This is a genomic window from Phenylobacterium sp., from assembly GCF_019636135.1.
Taxonomy (GTDB): Bacteria; Pseudomonadota; Alphaproteobacteria; order Caulobacterales; family Caulobacteraceae; genus Phenylobacterium.
The window spans coordinates 1-16,578 of sequence record NZ_JAHBYD010000049.1 but is presented as its reverse complement, the minus strand read 5'-3'; the positions used below and the strand labels follow the sequence as shown (position 1 = coordinate 16,578).

General features: G+C 70.9%; 11 protein-coding genes and 1 pseudogene. 7 read left to right on the top strand and 5 right to left on the bottom strand.

The annotated features are described in order from the left end of the window. Positions 1-1,767, top strand: a pseudogene (locus KF737_RS21870) (ribonucleotide reductase); the annotation flags it as partial. Positions 1,768-1,856: 89 nt separating this feature from the next. Beyond that, complete coding sequence (locus tag KF737_RS21865) at positions 1,857-2,882, top strand: pentapeptide repeat-containing protein (protein ID WP_296460492.1); 1,026 nt, start codon at positions 1,857-1,859, stop codon at positions 2,880-2,882. Positions 2,883-2,972: 90 nt separating this feature from the next. Here the strand turns inward: KF737_RS21865 and aspS are convergent, their stop codons facing one another. Both aspS and KF737_RS21855 read right to left on the bottom strand, forming a co-directional pair. Continuing rightward, entirely contained in the window at positions 2,973-4,751 is a 1,779-nt protein-coding gene (gene aspS / locus KF737_RS21860; RefSeq protein WP_296460489.1) for an aspartate--tRNA ligase, read from the bottom strand. A gap of 284 nt (positions 4,752-5,035) precedes the next feature. After that, positions 5,036-6,397: a serine hydrolase gene (locus KF737_RS21855; protein WP_296460486.1), complete on the bottom strand. Its 1,362-nt coding sequence runs from the start codon at positions 6,395-6,397 to the stop codon at positions 5,036-5,038. A gap of 115 nt (positions 6,398-6,512) precedes the next feature. Between KF737_RS21855 and KF737_RS21850 the strand changes: the two genes are divergently transcribed. Further along, the gene (locus tag KF737_RS21850) at positions 6,513-7,004 is read left to right on the top strand and encodes a flavodoxin family protein (protein WP_296460483.1); all 492 of its coding nucleotides are present in this window, start codon (positions 6,513-6,515) and stop codon (positions 7,002-7,004) included. Positions 7,005-7,176: 172 nt separating this feature from the next. Here KF737_RS21850 and KF737_RS21845 read toward each other — a convergent pair whose 3' ends face one another. Beyond that, positions 7,177-7,362 (bottom strand): hypothetical protein, encoded by a 186-nt coding sequence (locus KF737_RS21845; protein WP_296460480.1) that lies wholly within the window; start codon positions 7,360-7,362, stop codon positions 7,177-7,179. Between the two features lie 319 nt (positions 7,363-7,681). Between KF737_RS21845 and KF737_RS21840 the strand changes: the two genes are divergently transcribed. From KF737_RS21840 to KF737_RS21825, 4 genes are all read left to right on the top strand, one after another. Beyond that, positions 7,682-9,580, top strand: coding sequence for a nidogen-like domain-containing protein (locus tag KF737_RS21840; RefSeq protein WP_296460477.1), 1,899 nt, complete (start codon positions 7,682-7,684; stop codon positions 9,578-9,580). Positions 9,581-9,654: 74 nt separating this feature from the next. Beyond that, positions 9,655-12,330, top strand: a complete 2,676-nt coding sequence (locus KF737_RS21835; protein ID WP_296460474.1) for a filamentous hemagglutinin N-terminal domain-containing protein — start codon at positions 9,655-9,657, stop codon at positions 12,328-12,330. Between the two features lie 58 nt (positions 12,331-12,388). Further along, the gene (locus KF737_RS21830) at positions 12,389-13,072 is read left to right on the top strand and encodes a hypothetical protein (RefSeq protein ID WP_296460471.1); all 684 of its coding nucleotides are present in this window, start codon (positions 12,389-12,391) and stop codon (positions 13,070-13,072) included. 32 nt (positions 13,073-13,104) lie between these two features. Beyond that, positions 13,105-13,476, top strand: a complete 372-nt coding sequence (locus tag KF737_RS21825; protein ID WP_296460468.1) for a hypothetical protein — start codon at positions 13,105-13,107, stop codon at positions 13,474-13,476. On the opposite strand, the gene KF737_RS21820 is transcribed toward KF737_RS21825, so the two are convergent. Then, entirely contained in the window at positions 13,473-15,137 is a 1,665-nt protein-coding gene (locus tag KF737_RS21820; protein ID WP_296460465.1) for a M10 family metallopeptidase, read from the bottom strand. The two genes, KF737_RS21825 and KF737_RS21820, sit on opposite strands and share 4 nt — an antisense overlap. A gap of 72 nt (positions 15,138-15,209) precedes the next feature. Next, on the bottom strand, positions 15,210-16,578 hold a 1,369-nt coding region (locus KF737_RS21815; RefSeq protein WP_296460462.1), incomplete at its 5' end, for an MFS transporter.

The following is a 16,578-nucleotide window of genomic DNA, read 5'->3' as shown; positions in this document are numbered from 1 at the left end:
AGCGCCTCGGCCATCGCGGAGGCCGCCGCCCTGCCGGCCGCCGGCGTCGAGCTGATGGCGTTCTGGCGCGACGGGGCGTTCGACGAGGCGGGGTTCGCCGCAGCGGTCCTGCTGGCCGCGACGGCGCTGGCGGCGGCCCACGACGGGCCGGTGCGGCTGGGCCTGGCGGGCCTGGGCGACTGGCTGGCGGCGCACGGCTTCGACTATGACAGCGACGCGGCCCGGCAGGCGGCGCGCAACCTCTACCAGGCTGCGCACGACGCGACGGCGGAGCTGGACGTGGACCTGCGCCTGGCGCTGTTGCAGGAGCCGGAGCTGGCGCTGCGCCTCGGCGCCCGGGCGGACGCGGCGCCCTGGGGCGGCCCTGTGACCGTCGCCGAGACCTCCGACGGCGAGACCGTGCGGGTCCTGTCGGAGGCGGCGATCCTGGCGCTGCACGCCTTGGGCGCGGACCGGGCCGAGGCCCAGGCCCTCCTGCTCGGCCGGCGGCGCTTCACGGACGCGCCCGGCGTCAACATGCAGACCCTGGCGGCGCGCGGGTTCACCAGCCTGGAGATCGAGGCCGCGCAGGCCGAGCTGCCGTTCGTGCGCAGCCTCGCGCACGCGTTCGCGCCGCACATCCTGGGCGAAGGCTTCCTGCGCGACGTGCTGGGCGCGACACCGGAGCAGATCGCCGATCCGGCGCTGGATGTGCTGGCGCTCGCCGGCTTCGCGGCGGCCGACGTCGCGGCGGCCGAGGCCTTCATCCTGGGCGACGATACGCTCGCCGGCGCCGGGGCGCTGACCGACGACCAGCGCGCGGTGTTCCGGACGGCCGGGGAGGTCCCGCTCGCGGCCCAGGCGGCGATGCTGGCGGCGCTCGCGCCCGTACTGGACGTCCCGCCCGTGCTGGAGGTCGCTCTTCCGTGGACGGCGACGGTCGCCGACGTCGAATCGGCGCTGGCGGCGGGCGACGTCGCCATCCGGCCGCGGCGCGCGGGACCCCCGGCCGCCACCGCGCTCGCCATCCCCGCCGTGGCCGACCTGCCGGCCCGCGTCCAGGCGCCGCAGCCCGAGCCGGAGGAGCGCGAACGCGTCGTCGAGCGGATCGTCGAGCGCGAGCGGACCCGCCGCAAGCTGCCCGACCGCCGCAAGGGCTACATCCAGAAGGCCAGCGTCGGCGGCCACAAGGTCTACCTGCACACCGGCGAGTACGACGACGGCGAGTTGGGCGAGATCTTCATCGACATGCACAAGGAAGGCGCGGCCTTCCGCTCGCTGATGAACAACTTCGCGATCTCGGTGTCGCTGGGGCTGCAACACGGCGTGCCCCTGGACGAATTCGTCGACGCCTTCGTCTTCACCCGCTTCGAGCCGGCGGGCGCGGTGACGGGGAACGACACCGTGAGATCGGCGACCTCCATCCTCGACTACATCTTCCGCGAGCTCGGGATCAGCTACCTGGGCCGCCACGAGCTGGCGAGCGCGGACCCCGGCGAGTTGAACGCCGACGGCCTCGGGCGCGGCAAGGCCGACGCGGTCGACGCGGGCGAGCCCGGGCCGCAGCCCGCGTCGCGCTTCATCAGCCGCGGCTTCGCCCGCGGCGCGGCGCCCGACAACCTGGTGTTCCTGCCCACCGCCGGCCGCGCCCCGGGCTCGGCCGCCCTGGCCTCGGCCGAGGTGTGCGCCGCCTGCGGCGACATCGCCGTGGTGCGGAAGGGCCAGGCGCTGATCTGCGAGACCTGCGGGGCGCGGGCGGGGCGCGTTCCCGAGGCGCCGACGGGCTAAGCCCTTCCAAGTTACCGCGAATTAAGTGGCGCCGGGTCGGCGTTGCGGGCATCCGTGACAGCAGGACTGCAGGGAATTGCCCAGAGAAGATGACGCGTTTGTCCCGTTTCCTGGCCGCTTCGGCCGCCGCGATGGCGATCCTCCCGATCGCCGCCGCCGCGCACGCCGGCGAGAAGGAAATCCCCATGCGCAAATCGTTCGGCGGCTCCTGCGTGAAATGCGAGCTGTCGGGCCGCAACCTGTCGGGCGCCAGCATCATCGGCGCGAACTTCTCCGGCTCGACCATGGTCGGCGTGATCCTGCGCGACTCCAAGCTGCACGCCTCGGTGTTCGCGGGCGCCGACCTGACCAAGGCCGACCTCTCGGACAGCGCCATGACCGGCGCCAACTTCTCGGGCGCGAACCTCTCGTCGGCCAAGATCCGCTCGGTCGAGGCCGCCGGCGTCATGTTCGGCAACGCCAACCTGTCCCGCGCCGACTTCGGCGACAGCGAGGCCACCGGCGCGGTGTTCTCGCGGGCGAACCTGTCGGGCGCCAGCTTCCGCTCGGTGACGATCCGCGGCGCCGTCTTCTCGATGGCCGATCTCAGCCAGGCCGTCCTGAACGACATGGAGGCCGCCGGCGCCTCCTTCGAGCGCGCGACGCTGCGCAACACCAGCTTCCGCTCAGCCACGCTGCAGGGCGCGAACTTCTCGAAGGCCGAGGCGCGGGGCGCGGTGTTCGCCAACGCCGACCTCACCGGGGCGGTGCTGGTCTACGGCACGTTCGAGCGCGCCTCGTTCCGCTCGGCGGACCTGACGGGCGCGAACCTGCAGGGCGCGAACTTCAACGGCGCGGACTTCAACAACGCGGACCTCTCGCGCGCGCTGTTGCAGGGGGCCGACCTGTCGGGCGCCCGCGGGCTCACCCAGGACCAGGTGGACGAGGCCTGCGCCGACACCCGGACGAAGCTGCCGGCGGGCCTCACGGGCAAGGGCTGCTCGGGCGCGCGGCTCGTCTACAAGCACCAGGTCAAGCCGGTGATCCGCTACGTGCCCGCCGTCCCGCCCGTGCCGCCGGTCCCCCCGGTTCCGCCGACGCCCCGCTACCTGGTGACGGTGATCAAGGGCCACTGATCCCTCGGACGCTGCGCGCGCCGCGGGCCTCCTCGTTCAAACCGCGGAGATCGCGGAGACACGCAGAGAGATCGGGCGCCCCCTACGGCGTCAGACCTTGATCGGCGGGGCCAGGCGGATGTGCAGCTCCTTGAGCTGCTTGTCCTGCACCTCGGACGGCGCATTCATCATCAGGTCCTGGCCCTGCTGGTTCAGCGGGAAGGCGATGACTTCGCGGATGGCGTTCTGGCCGGCCAGCAGCATGACGATGCGGTCGATGCCGGGCGCGAGGCCGCCGTGGGGCGGCGCGCCGTGGCGGAAGGCGTTCAGCATGCCGCCGAACTCCTCCTCGACCGTCGAGGCCGGATAGCCCGCGATCTCGAACGCCCGGACCATGATGTCGGGCCGGTGGTTCCGGATCGCGCCCGAGCACAGCTCATGGCCGTTGCAGACGATGTCGTACTGGTAGGCGAGGATATCCAGCGGATCCTTGCCGTTCAGCGCCTCCAGCTCGCCCTGCGGCATCGAGAACGGATTGTGGCTGAAGTCGACGTGGTTCGTCTCCTCGTTCATCTCGAACATCGGGAAGTCGACGATCCAGACGAACTCGAAGCGGTCCTCGTCCACGAGCTTCAGGTCGGCCCCGACCTTGGTCCGCGCATTGCCGGCGAACCTGTAGAAGGCCTTCGGATCGCCCGCGACGAAGAAGGCCGCGTCGCCCGCGCCCAGGCCCAGAGAGCCCATCAGCGCGTCGGTCTTCTCCGCGCCCAGGTTCTTGGCGATCGGGCCGCCCCAGCCGCCCTGGTCCTCGGACCAGAAGATGTAGCCCAGGCCGGGCTGGCCCTCGCCCTGCGCCCAACTGTTCATGCGGTCGCAGAACGCGCGGCTGCCGCCGGTCTTGGCCGGGATCGCCCAGACGGCGTTCTTCCGGTCCTCGAGGATGCGGGCGAAGAGGCCGAAGCCGCCGCCGACGAAGGGCTCGGAGACGTCCTGCATCACGATCGGGTTGCGCAGGTCGGGCTTGTCGGAGCCGTATTTGGCGATCGCCTCGCGGTACGGGATGCGCGGGAACGGATAGGCGGTGACCGGCTTGCCCTCGCCGAACTCGGTGAAGACGCCGTGCATCACCGGCTCGATGGCCGCGAAGACGTCCTCCTGGGTCACGTAGGCCATCTCGACGTCGAGCTGGTAGAATTCCAGGCTGCGGTCGGCGCGCAGGTCCTCGTCGCGGAAGCAGGGCGCGATCTGGAAATAGCGGTCGAAGCCCGAGACCATCAGCAGTTGCTTGAACTGCTGCGGCGCCTGCGGGAGCGCGTAGAACTTGCTCGGGTGCAGGCGCGAGGGCACCAGGAAGTCGCGCGCGCCTTCCGGCGAGCTGGCCGTCAGGATCGGCGTCTGGAACTCCAGGAAGTCCTGCGCGATCATCCGGTTGCGGATCGACTGGATCACCTTCGAGCGCAGGACGATGTTCCGGTGCAGCGTCTCGCGGCGCAGGTCGAGGTGGCGGTTCTTGAGCCGGATCTCCTCCGGATAGTCGGGCTCGCCGAAGACCGGCAGCGGCAGCTCGGCCGCTTCCGACAGGACCGCGACGTCCTTCACCTTCACCTCGACCTCGCCGGTGGGCAGGTTGGCGTTCACCGTCTCGGCCGAACGGGCCACGACCTCGCCGTCGACGCGGATCACGCTCTCCGCGCGCAGGTGCTCGACGATATCGAAGCCGGGGGTCGAGGGCGCGAGCACCAGTTGCGTCAGGCCGTAATGGTCGCGCAGGTCGATGAAGATCAGGCCGCCGTGGTCGCGCTTGCGGTGAATCCAGCCCGAGAGGCGGACGGTCTTGCCGGTGTCGGCGGCGCGGAGCGCGCCGCAGGTGTGGGTGCGGTAGGCGTGCATTTTCTTAAGGGGAACGGGGTGTTCTGAGAGGCGCGGAAGGGCGCATGCGACGCACGGGATGTCAAGGCAGGCTTCCCTCCCCTTCATGGGCAGGGCAATCGCACATGGATTCGGGCGGCCGAAAGGCCGTCAGTCAAACCGCAGAGATCGCAGAGATACGCGGAGGATTCCGGTGGATCCACGACCCTCTCTGCGTGTCTCTGCGATCTCTGCGGTTCAAGAATCGGGCGGACAAGCCGCCCACAAGCCATATGCGATTGCCCTCCCTTCATGGGGAGGGACAGTCACTTCTCCGGATGGAGCAGCGCCTGGTAGGTCAGGGTCCGCGCCATGGTCCCGAGGTCGTCGCCGCCGGTGCCGCCGAGGCGCTGGATCATGCCGACGAAGAACATGTCGTTGGTCGGGTCGACCCAGAACCAGGTGCCGGCCGCGCCGCCCCAGCTTATCGAGCCCTTGCCCTCCAGCGTGCCCGCCGCGCGCGGGTCGTTCACGACCATGAAGTCGAGGCCGAAGCCCACCGCCTCGTTGAAGCGGGCGCCCGAGGTGCCGTTGGAGTTCACCAGCACGTCCTTCGGGATCACGTTCGTGCCCATCAGCTCGACCGAGGCCGGCGACAGGATGCGCGCGCCCTCCAGTTCGCCGCCGTTCAGCAGCATCTGGCAGAAGCGCGCGTAGTCCATGGTCGTGGAGACCAGGCCGCCGCCGCCGGACTCGTTGGCCGGCGGTGTCAGGTAGGTCGGCAGCGGGTTGCCGAAGATCACGTCGGCTTCCTCGATCTTCCCCTTCTCCTTGTCGAAGGCGTAGACGGCCGACAGGCGCGAGGCCTTGTTCGCGGGCACCATGAAGGCGGTGTCGTTCATCTTCAGCGGCCTGAAGATCCGCTGCTCCATGAACTGGCCGAGCGTCTGGCCCGTGATGCGCTCGACGATCGCGCCCTGGATGTCGACCGCCGACGAATACCGCCAGCTCGTGCCCGGCTGGTAGATCAGCGGGATCGTCGCCGTCCGGTCGATCATCTCCTTCAGGCCGTTCGAGCTCAGGACCCGCTTCTCGCGATACATCCTGTCGACGGGGTGCTCGTCCTGCAGGCCGTACCCGAAGCCCGCCGTGTGGCTCATGATCTCGCGCATGGTCGGCGGGCGCTTCATGTCCTCCAGGATCGGCTTGCCGTTGCCGTCCGTGCCGGTCATCACCTTCAGGGTCTTGAACTCGGGCACGAAGCGCGTGACCGGGTCGTCCAGCCGCCACTTGCCCTCCTCGAAGAGGATCATCATGGCCACGCCGGTGATCGGCTTGGTCATCGAATAGATGCGGACGAGGGTGTCTTCCCGCATCGGCGCGCCGGCCTTCTGGCTCGCCTGTCCGTAGGTCTTGAACTCGACGATCTTGCCGTGCCGCGCCAGCAACGTGGTCATCCCGGCCACGCGGCCCGACGTCACCGCGCCTTCCATGTAGGCGTCCAGCTTGGCGAGGCGGGCGCTGTCGAAGCCGACGGATTCGGGGCTGGCGGCGGGCGTGAGGCCCGCCGCCGGCGCCTTGGCCGTCGCCGCGGGCTTCCTGGCCTGGGCGTAGCCGATGTCGGCCGGTGCGATCGCCAGCGAAACGGCGGTCAGCGCCGTCGCCAGGCGCAAGCTCATACGAAGCATCGATGTCCCCTCCCCAACACGTGTTCGGGTGGAGCTTAAGGGCGGCGGCGCCCCGCGCAAGCACGGTTGAGTTTCACGGCGGCAATCCGGCCCGGCGCAGGCTAGGCTCACGCCCATGAAGCGGCTCCTGATCGTCTGGCATTCGCGGACCGGCGCGGCGCGTGCGATGGCGCAGGCCGCCGCGGCCGGCGCAGGCGCCGAGCCCGACGTCGAGGTCGCGATCCGGCCGGCCGACGAGGTCCAGGCCGACGACCTGCTGGCGGCGGACGGCTACCTCTTCGCCTGTCCCGAGAACCTGGCGGCCATGTCCGGGGCGATGAAGGAGTTCTTCGACCGGACCTACTACGCCGTGCTGGAGCGGCTGAACGGCCGGCCCTACGCGATGCTCATCGCAGCGGGCAACGATGGCGCGGGCGCGGTGCGGCAGATGACCCGGATCGCCACCGGCTGGCGGCTGAAGCCCATCGCCGAGCCGGTCATCCTGCGGACCGACGCCCAGACGCCGGAACGCATCCAGGCGGCGAAGACACCGGATGCGGCGGCGCTGGCGCCCTGCCGCGAACTCGGGGCCGCGATGGCCGCCGGGCTCGCGATGGGGGTGTTCTAGGGTCCGTCCCCGATACCGCTCATCCCGGCGACAAGCCGGCGGCGGCGGGGTGACGGGCCTCATGAAAAAAATTCGCGATGCCGTGGCCCGTGACGGCCTTTCCTTGCGCCTTACGCTTTGACAGCTGAAGCCATCGAAGGACACGGCGATGCGCAGGCTACGGACGGGGGGACTATCGACCTCCGGCCGGCCGTCTGGCCGGGGTGATACCGAACACGGCGTCGTCGCCGAACACGAGGATGCCGGGCAGTCCCTTGGGCGGCGGCGCCATGAGCGCGTCGATCTCCCGAGCGATCTCCTCGGCGTCCATCCCGATCCGCCCTTCCTGTTCGCGCCCCCTCATCGCGTCATCCGACATCGGGCCTCCTCGCCCGCAAAAGCCGACTTCCCGCCGTTTGGTTCCCGCAATGCACGCGCCGCGCGCATTCCCGGAATTAACCGTCAACCTATGGGAAGTGAGGGGTTTTCTCCTGCGTCAAAGGGTGCATTGTGCCCCCCGGACGCGGGGCATATAGGCAACGATCTCAACGGCTTCGCCGCCGTTGGCGTTGGGGGGTAAGTGCGTGCCCGATCTGGTTAACGGCCTTGGCGGATCCAGCGCCCCGTACAACGACGCCTCCACGGCCGGAGGCGCATGGCGCTCCGGATCGCGTCGTCTTGGACCCGGGAGCGTCTAGATGCCGCTCGCCCCCGGATTCAACACCACATCGCTGCCCGCCAACGACGACGGCTCGACCGGGTTCATAAGCCTGACCGGCGCGTTCGGAGCCGACGGGCTCAACTTCTACGGGCAGGTATACTCGGGCCTGTTCGTCAACAACAACGGCAACGTCACCTTCAACGCGGGAAGCAGCGCCTATACGCCCTTCGGCATCGGCGCCAGCTACCAGGGCAACCCGATCATCGCCGCCTTCCTCGCGGACGTGGATACCCGCGGCGCGGGCAGCGCGCTCACGACCTACGGCTTCGGCGCCTATGCCGGCCACAACGCCTTCGGCGTGACGTGGGCGGGCGTCGGCTACTACAGCGGCCACGTCGACAAGCTGAACAGCTTCCAGCTCATTCTCGTCGATCGCGACGACCAAGGCGCCGGTGCGTTCGACATCTACCTCAACTACACGCAGATAACCTGGGAGACGGGCGACGCCAGCGGCGGCGTCAACGGCTTCGGCGGGACCTCCGCCGCCGTCGGCTTTTCCGCCGGGACGGCCGCACCCGGCACCTATTTCGAGTTCTCGGGCTCGCGCGTCGTCGGATCCTTCCTCGACAACGGCCCGCTGTCGCTGGTCTCGGGCACGAACAGCGACCAGGCGGGGCAGTACTACTTCCAGGTCCGCGGGGGAGTGATCTCCGGCGGCGGCTTCAGCAACGGCGGCGGCCAGTCGGATCCGATCACGCCGGAGCGGCCGGTCGCCTTCAACGTGCTGCCGATCGGCGTGATGCCGGAAGGGAACGAGGGCCAGGTCACCTACTTCACCGTCGTCATCACCCGGGACGGGCCCGACCTCAACGCGGGATCTTCGGCGACCTGGCGCATCACCACCGACGATCCGAGCGATCTGACGCCGGACCAGCCGCTGGGCGGCACCGTCTTCTTCGAGCCGTTCCAGACCCGGGCGACGGTGACCGTCGCGATCCAGGGCGACAACCTCTTCGAAGGCGACGACTGGTTCCATTTCTACATCGACGAGGTGCGGTACAACGACCTGGTCTGGCAGCCCGGCATCCACACCGTCGGCGTGATCCTCAACGACGACCCCGCGGCGGTCTTTTCGTTCGCCGGGCCGGTGATGCAACCCGAAGGCCTGATCGGCAGTTCGCCGATGGAGTTCGTGGTCCTCCGCACGGGTGACCTCACCCGTGAATACACGGTGGGCTGGACGCTCGAGAACGGCACGACCGACAGCCTCGACTTCGCGCCCGACCAGGCCACGTCCGGCGTGGTGACCTTCGCACCGGGCCAGTCGCAGGCGGTCATCCGGATCAATGTGCAGGGCGACGTGCGGATCGAGCCCGACGAGACCTTCACCCTTCGCCTGGTGTCGGCCACGACGGACGCGACGACGACCACCCTCGATGTCTCGACGACCGGGACGATCCTGGACGACGACGCGCGCCAGACCCTGCTGGTCGCGAGCCCCTCGGCCCTGGTCCTGCCCGAAGGCGACTCGGGGACGACCGCCTTCAACATCTCGGTCATGCGCGTAGGCGACCTCTCCGCGGCGGCGGACATCGCCTACACGATCAACCTGCCGGCCGTCGGCGGCCTCTCGCCGGACGAGATCCAGACGGCCCTGCAGGGCACGGTGAGCTTCGCCGCGGGATCGTCGCAGGCCACGCTGACCGTGCTGGTCCTGGGCGACACCATTCCCGAGGACAACGAGACCTTCGTGGTCACCCTGGGCGGCGGCGTGTTCAACACGCTCACCGTCACCGGCGTGGTCATGAACGACGACAAGGTCGCAGGCGCGGCCGCCGGACCTCCAGAGCCGTCGGGGGCTTTGCCGGCGGAGACCTCGGCCTTCATGCTTCAGCTGATGGGAGGTGGGCTGTGGTCGGACGGGGCCGTGTTCTAGCACCGGGACCGCAGCCGACACGCGCGGGACGGCGCAACCGGCTGCTCGCCGGCTGCGCGCTCGCGGCGGCTGCGATGGCCCCGGCGGCGGCGCATGCGCAACTCGTGATGGACGGTGCGGCGACGGTGAACGCCGGCGGCCGCGCGCCGACCATCGCGCAGACCGAGCGGACCACCGACATCACCCTCGGCGCGCCGCGGACGATCCTGAACTGGTCCGCCTTCAACCTCACGTCGGATTCGGCGGTGGTCTACCGCTTCGACGACGCCAGTTGGATCGTCCTGAACCGGGTCGGCGGCCAGGCGGTGATCGACGGCCAGATCGAGGCGCTCACCGCCACCGGCCGGGGCGGCAACGTCTGGTTCTACGCACCCGGCGGGGTGGTCTTCGGCGACAATGCCCGCGTGAGCGTCGGCGGCCTCCTGGCCACCAGCGCCGCGGTCTCGCAGTCCGCCTTCCTGGACCCGGGCAACTTCAGCTTCGCCTTCACGGGCGGCGCGTCGCGGGTCGAGGTGCGCGCGGGCGCCGACATCCGGGCGGGCGGCGGCCCGATCGCCCTGATCGCCAGTTCCGTGACCACCGCGGCGGGCGCATCGGTGACGGGCGGCGCGACGTCGAGCGTGCTCTACGGCGCGGCGAACGACTTCACCGTCCGCTTCGCGCCGCAGCCGGGCGACCTCGATCTCCTGGACTTCATCGTGCCGGCGGGCGGCGGCACGGGTTCCACGACGCCGCTGGCGCTGCAGGGCGCCACGGCCGCGGGCAGCGTCTTCCTGGCCGTCGTCAACCGGGCCGACGTCGCGAGCGCGGTGATCAGCGCCCCCGGCCTGATCGCGGCCCAGTCCGCCAGCGCCGACCGCGGCGACGTGGTGCTGAGCGCCGGCAACGGCGTCACCAACCGCCAGCCGGGTTCGACGCGGGTCAACACCACGACCGAGACCACGGCGAACTTCGGCGTGGTCACCGCCACGCGTGACCTGCTGGGTGGATTCTCGTCGCCCACCGCGATCAACGCGACGCAGCTCGCCGCCGGACGCGACCTGGGGCTCGCCGCCGCCGCGCTCGATACGACGAGCCTGAACGCCGGCCGCTCGCTGGCGGTCGACGCCAGCCGCGGCATCACCGTCCGTGGCAACGCCTCGGCCGGCGGCGCGGCCCTCCTGCGCAGCACGGGCGCGGTCAATATCGCCGGCGCGGTGAACGCCCTGGGCCGGCTGCAGGTGGATGCGGCGTCGCTCACCGCCGGCCAACTGAACTCGGGCCGCAGCATCGTCGTCAACGCCAGCGGGACCGGCGCCAACGGCGGCCCGGCCGTCAGCATCGGCTCGGCGCTGGCCGAGGACGACATCCAGGTCACCACCACCAACGCCGCCGGCTCCATCGTGCTGGGACAGGCGGCCTTCACCGGCGCCCACGCCGACGAGGCGCCGGCGGGCCGCAACCTGATCCTGACCGCGCGCGGGGCCTCGGCCGACGTCACCTACGGCGCGCCGACCGGCTCGTCGCTGACGGGCGCGACCAACGTCTCGTTCGCGGGCGGCCGCGACGTGACGGTCAACGTCGACGGACTGCTGACCCTGGGCGCCAGCTCGGCGGGCCGCAACTTCCTGATCCGGGCGATGGACCTGGACCTCGCCGCGCCCGTCACCGCGGCGAACTTCCGCGTGGAGTCGCTGCAGGGGGCGATGACGCTCGGAGGGACGCTGGGCGCGTCGTCCGGCCCGTCCGCGCCGGCGGCGGGCGAGGAGGGCCTGCGGGTCACGGACGCCGAGTTCCAGATGATCACGGTGACGCAGGAGGCCAGCTTCTACGCCGGCTCGACCGTGAACCAGGTCCGCGGCGACATGACGGTTCAGGACCTCAACGTGAACCCGGCGCGCATCCCTCGCCTTCTGCTCGCGGCGGGCAACGACAGCGACGTCCTGGTGCCCGGCATCGTGGCGCCCGGCGTCAGCGGCGGCGTGGTCACCATCGGCGAGCCCGCGCCCGATTCCCCGTGGCGTCCGGCCCGGATCCTGGTCACCGGCTCGGTGGGCGCGTCGCAGGGCTCGCAGGAGACCGGCTACAGCAACGTGCGCGCCTTCAACGAGGTGAACCTGAACGCCCGCAACGACGTGCTGATCGGCGCCCCGCGATTCATCGCCCTGGTCGCCGACGCGCCGCCCAGCACCATCGACGTGATGCGCGACATGCCGGCCGGCGTCGCGCCGACCGCCGACGAGCGCAATCGCGTCTTCATCACGGCGGCGGGCCTGACGCTGCGCGGCAGCCAGCGGATCGTCCAGCAGAACACCGGCAGCAATCAGCGCCCTAACGGCATCCTGCTCACCAGCCAGCAGCCCGGGGCGCTGACCGCCAGCCGGGCCAACGTCGTCGATCTCTGGGGTGCGTTCCGCGACGCCAACGGCGCCATCCGCAGCGGCATCCTGGTGCTGGAGAGCGGCTCCGGCGGTTCGGCGCGCTTCAACGGCTGCGACGCGAGCGCGGGCGGCTGTGGCGTGAATTCGATCGCCGCCATCACCCAGCGCACGCTCGACAACGCCGCCCTGGACAAGATCAGGAAGCGGTCGGCCGACGACGACGATGTCGACGCCGCGCTCGCGGGCCTGGGCGGGGTGCCGCCCGAGCCTCCGGTGCTGACCTTCGCCGATCCGAACACGGACGCGGACGTCATCGTGACCGACCCGGTGATGCTGGGCGCCGGCAGCGACGAAGTCTGGAAGCAGAAGCGAAAGGCCGGCTCGAAATAGCCGCCCGACGCATGCTAGGCTCCTGCGCGCCGTTGTGACGCGCGGGGGGAGACGGGGCGTGCTGGGGATCGACATCACCGCGCTGAGCATGACGGAACTGCGCCAGCTCCAGGCGGTCGCCCGCGCGCGCGAGCAGCATGCGCTGGTCGAGCAGATCGGCGCCGAACTCCGCGCCCGCCCGGCCCGCGCGACCCAGTGGGGCGCCCTGCAGCCGCGCATGGACATCACCTGGATCGAGGACGAGCCCGCGCCGCCGGCCCGTCGCAGGCGCATGGCCGTCGGGCTGACCGCGGGGGCCGCGGGCGTGGTCTGCGCCGCCCTGGTCTGGGGCGTGAGCGTGCCGCAGAGGCAGACGATCGCGCCCACCAAGGCCTCGATCCCGCGCGCCGCCATGGCGCTGAGCAGCGTGCCGGTCGCGGCGGACGACCCACTCTCCGACCCGGCGTCCGACCTCGCGCCCGAGGCGCGCGCCGCACCGCCCGAGGCCGAGGCGGGGCACAATCCCTGCTACGATCTCGCCACCGCGGCGGAGCGGCTGATCTGCGGCTATCCCAGCCTGGCGCAGAAGGACCGGCGGCTGAAGGCGGTCTACCAGGCGGCGATCGCCAGCAGCGCCGACGCCGCCCAGCTCGAACAGGCGCAGTCGGCGTGGAAGGCGAGCGCGGCGGGCGTGTCCGACCGCCTCGCGCTGGCCGACCTCTACGACAGGCGTATCCGCGAACTGTCAGGGGCCGCGCCGTGACCTGCAACCGGATCCTCCACGAAGTCGGCAGGATGAGCCATCTGGCCCTCGGCGCCAAACTTGCCGCGCTCGCGATCGCCCTGCCCGCCCCGGCGCTGGCGGCCGACGCGCCGCTGCCCGCGATCACCGCGTTCCGGTGCGAGGACGGGGGCGCCCTCACCGCCCAGTTCTCGAACCAGGGCGCGACCTTCGTGGCCATCGTCAACGCCGGCGACGGGCCGCACGCGCTGGCCTACGTGCCCTTCACCGGCGGCGGGCCGGTGAAGCTGACCTGGACCGACGGGACCCGGACGCTGACCTGGAGCCCGGGCGTGCAGATCATGTTCCACGACGCGCGCGGCCACCGCATATGCGGCCGCGGCCACAAGCACGAGGCGCCGGCGGCCGACACGCGCCGCTCCTAGAAGCCGAAGATCGTGCCGGGCGGCAGCGAGCTCATCTGCACGCCCACCAGGATCACCTGGCCCGCGCTCATCTGGATCACCGTGTCGCCGCCGACCTGCATCACCTGGAAGGTCGTTCCGGGGTCGAGCAGGACGCGGTCGCCCTCCGCGAGGCTGAAGTCCAGCACGCGGTCGATCCCGGCGTCGGACGAGGAGTGGAAGAGGTCGGCGCCGGGGCCGCCGATCATGGTATCGTCGCCGCGGTCGCCCGAGACGAAGTCGTCGCCGGCGCCGCCCGACAGGGTGTCGTTCCCCTGCCCGCCCCGGACGGTGTCGGCCCCGTCGCCGCCGTAGCAGGTGTCGTCGCCGAGGTTGCCGTAGGTGTAGTCGTCGCCGGCGCCGCCGAAGAGCAGGTCGTTGTCCTTGCCGCCGACGCAGAAGTCGTCGCCGCCGCCGGTCATGACGGTGTCGTTGCCCATGTTGCCGTTGATGTCGTCGAAGTCGTCGCCGCCGACCAGGCTGTCGTCGCCCTCGTCGCCGCGCAGGTAGTTGCCCCCCGGGCCCGCGCTGCCGCCCAGGATCGTGTCGGCGCCTGCGCCGCCGGCGATCGAGTCCGAGCCCGCGCCGCCAGAGATGGAATTGTCGGCGGCGTTGCCCAGGATGGTGTCCGCGCCCGCGCCGCCCAGCACGTTCTCGATCACCGTCTGCGGCGACGTCGCGAGGTTGTCGGTCCAGGTGTAGGTGTCGGGCCGGTCCAGGTAGTCGGCGATGAAGCCGGGCGAGAAGCCCGGGAACATCGCCTGCCAGTAGGCGACCTGGGTGGCGATCGGATTCAAGGCGATCGAGGAGTAGGCGCCGGGCGTCAGGTCGATGCGCGAGGCGCGGGTGTGGCTCTGCAGGTCGAGGGTGTCGACGCCGCCCTCGTCGACCAGGGTGGCCATGAAGGCGTTGGACTGGTCGATCCTGTAGGTGTCGTCGCCCGTCGCCTCGCGGGTCGAGGCGCCGTAGATTCCCTGGATCGCGATGATGTCCAGCAGCATCGGCGTCGACGGCTGCAGCGCGAAGGTGCTGGCGATCAGCGAGTCGCCGCGCAGCTCGAACCAGCGCAGGCTCGAGTCGGCGAAGTCGGTGTACGACATCACCGTATAGCGCGTGGTGTCGAACTCGGCGGGCAGCGTCGAGACGCCGTCGAACGGGTGCTTCAGGCCCAGCGCGTGGCCGAGCTCGTGCAGGAAGGTGGCGTAGAGGAAGTCGCCGAAATCGGCGCTGTCGTCCTTGTAGTCGTCGTCCACCCAGATATCGCCGTGGAAGGCCGCCTTGACGCCCGTGGCGTCGGGCGGGCGGTAGGCGTAGGCGGCCGGATCGCTGTCGATGTAGTCCGAGGTGTTGGTGAAGGCGATGCGGATGTCGCCCTGGATCGCCAGGGTGTCGGGCGTCTGGACGATGTTCGCGGCGATCAGCCGCGACCAGGCGGCGACGGCGCTGACGAAGGCGGTGGCCTGGGCCGACGACAGCACGCCGTAGGCCGCGTTCGAGGGCTCGTCGCCGGCCGGATAGGACGCGGGCGACCAGAAGGTCATGCCGTTGTCGGACGGGATCGAGAAGGTGATGGTCGAGCCCGGCCATCGCTCGTGGTCGGCGTACTGCAGGCCCGCGAGGATCTGCGCCGTCGTGATCGGCATTCCGGCGTCCCCCTCCGTCCGAACAGCCCCGACCGCCACTATGGGTCATGAGGGCCAGCGATACAGACCTCTTCATCCCACGGGCGAATCCGCCCCTGCGGAATGCCCTTTCCCCGAGAGCGGCGGCCGCCCGGACAGCCCCAGCCGCCACCAGCCCAGGCCCAGCACCAGCGCGCCGGCCAGCGCGAAGGTGAACGGCAGCGCCGCCTGGCCGGCATGGAACCCGCCCGTGGCGTCCCTGGCCAGGCCCCAGGCGAAGGGCGAGACGAACGAGCCGATCTGGCCGATGGTGTTGATCGCCGCGAAACTGACGGCCGACGCGCGCGGCGGCACGACGGCGTGGGTCAGCGCCCAGACGGTGGGGCTGTAGGCGTAGGCCGCGCCGAGGGCGGCGACATAGGCGGCCACCACGACCACGGGCGCCGTGCTGTTGGCCATCACCGCGAAGGCGGCCGCGGTGGCGAACATCGGCAGCGCCGAATGCAGCACCCGCTCGGGCCGCCGGTCGGAATGCCAACTGTTGGCCAGCAGGCAGCCCGCGCCGATCAGCCCGGCGCCGGCCACCAGCCAGCCGACCTCGCCCACGCTCATCCCCGTCGCCTCGCCCAGCAGCATCGGGGCCGAGAAGTTGAAGGCGTAGTAGCCGCCCAGCAGCAGGAACTGCGCCGCCCCGATGACCAGCACCACGGGGTTGGCGAGCGCGCGCCAGACCCCAAGGGCCCCATCGGGGGCCTCCTCGCCGCGGCTGAGCGCATCGGCCGTCAGCCGCGTCTCCACCCAGGCCTTCTCGGGCTCGGTGAGCCAGCTCACCGTCGCCGGCCGCTCGGGCAGGCAGACGAGGAAGACGAAGGCCAGGATCACCGCCGGCGTCCCCTCCACCAGGAACAGCCACTGCCAGCCATGGAGGCCGAGCCGGCCGTCGAGGCCGAGCAGCCCGCCCGCCACCGCGCCCATGATCACCGTCGAGAGCGGCACCGCCACGTAGAAGCGGCCGATCGCGCGGCCGGTGTGGGCGGCGGGGAACCACTGGGAAAGGTAGTAGACCACGCCCGGGAAGAACCCCGCCTCGGCCGCCCCCAGCGCGAACCGCGCCAGGTAGAACTGGGCCGGCGTGGTCACGAACATCATGGCGACCGACAGCAGGCCCCAGGTGAACATGATCCGCGCGATCCAGCGCCGGGCGCCGACCCGGGCCAGGATCATGTTCGACGGCACTTCCAGGAGCGCGTAGCTGAGGAAGAACAGCCCCGCCCCCAGGCCGTAGACGGCGGCCGAGAATCCCAGGTCCTCGTTCATGCTGGCCGCCGCGAAGCTGATGTTCACGCGGTCGATGAACGAGATGGCGTAACCCACCGCCACCAGCGGCAGGATCCGCCACGACATCTTGCGGATCGCCGACCGCTCCAGCGCGGCCTCGTCGGTCCCGGCCATCGTGTCCCCC

Excerpts from the sequence above, each read along its gene's own strand:
- KF737_RS21840 (WP_296460477.1), top strand. The coding sequence starts at position 7,682 with ATGCCGCTCGCCCCCGGATTCAACACCACATCGCTGCCCGCCAACGAC.
- KF737_RS21855 (WP_296460486.1), bottom strand. The coding sequence starts at position 6,397 with ATGCTTCGTATGAGCTTGCGCCTGGCGACGGCGCTGACCGCCGTTTCG.
- KF737_RS21835 (WP_296460474.1), top strand. The coding sequence starts at position 9,655 with ATGGCCCCGGCGGCGGCGCATGCGCAACTCGTGATGGACGGTGCGGCG.
- KF737_RS21820 (WP_296460465.1), bottom strand. The coding sequence starts at position 15,137 with ATGCCGATCACGACGGCGCAGATCCTCGCGGGCCTGCAGTACGCCGAC.
- aspS (WP_296460489.1), bottom strand. The coding sequence starts at position 4,751 with ATGCACGCCTACCGCACCCACACCTGCGGCGCGCTCCGCGCCGCCGAC.
- KF737_RS21845 (WP_296460480.1), bottom strand. The coding sequence starts at position 7,362 with ATGTCGGATGACGCGATGAGGGGGCGCGAACAGGAAGGGCGGATCGGG.
- KF737_RS21825 (WP_296460468.1), top strand. The coding sequence starts at position 13,105 with ATGAGCCATCTGGCCCTCGGCGCCAAACTTGCCGCGCTCGCGATCGCC.
- KF737_RS21850 (WP_296460483.1), top strand. The coding sequence starts at position 6,513 with ATGAAGCGGCTCCTGATCGTCTGGCATTCGCGGACCGGCGCGGCGCGT.
- KF737_RS21865 (WP_296460492.1), top strand. The coding sequence starts at position 1,857 with ATGACGCGTTTGTCCCGTTTCCTGGCCGCTTCGGCCGCCGCGATGGCG.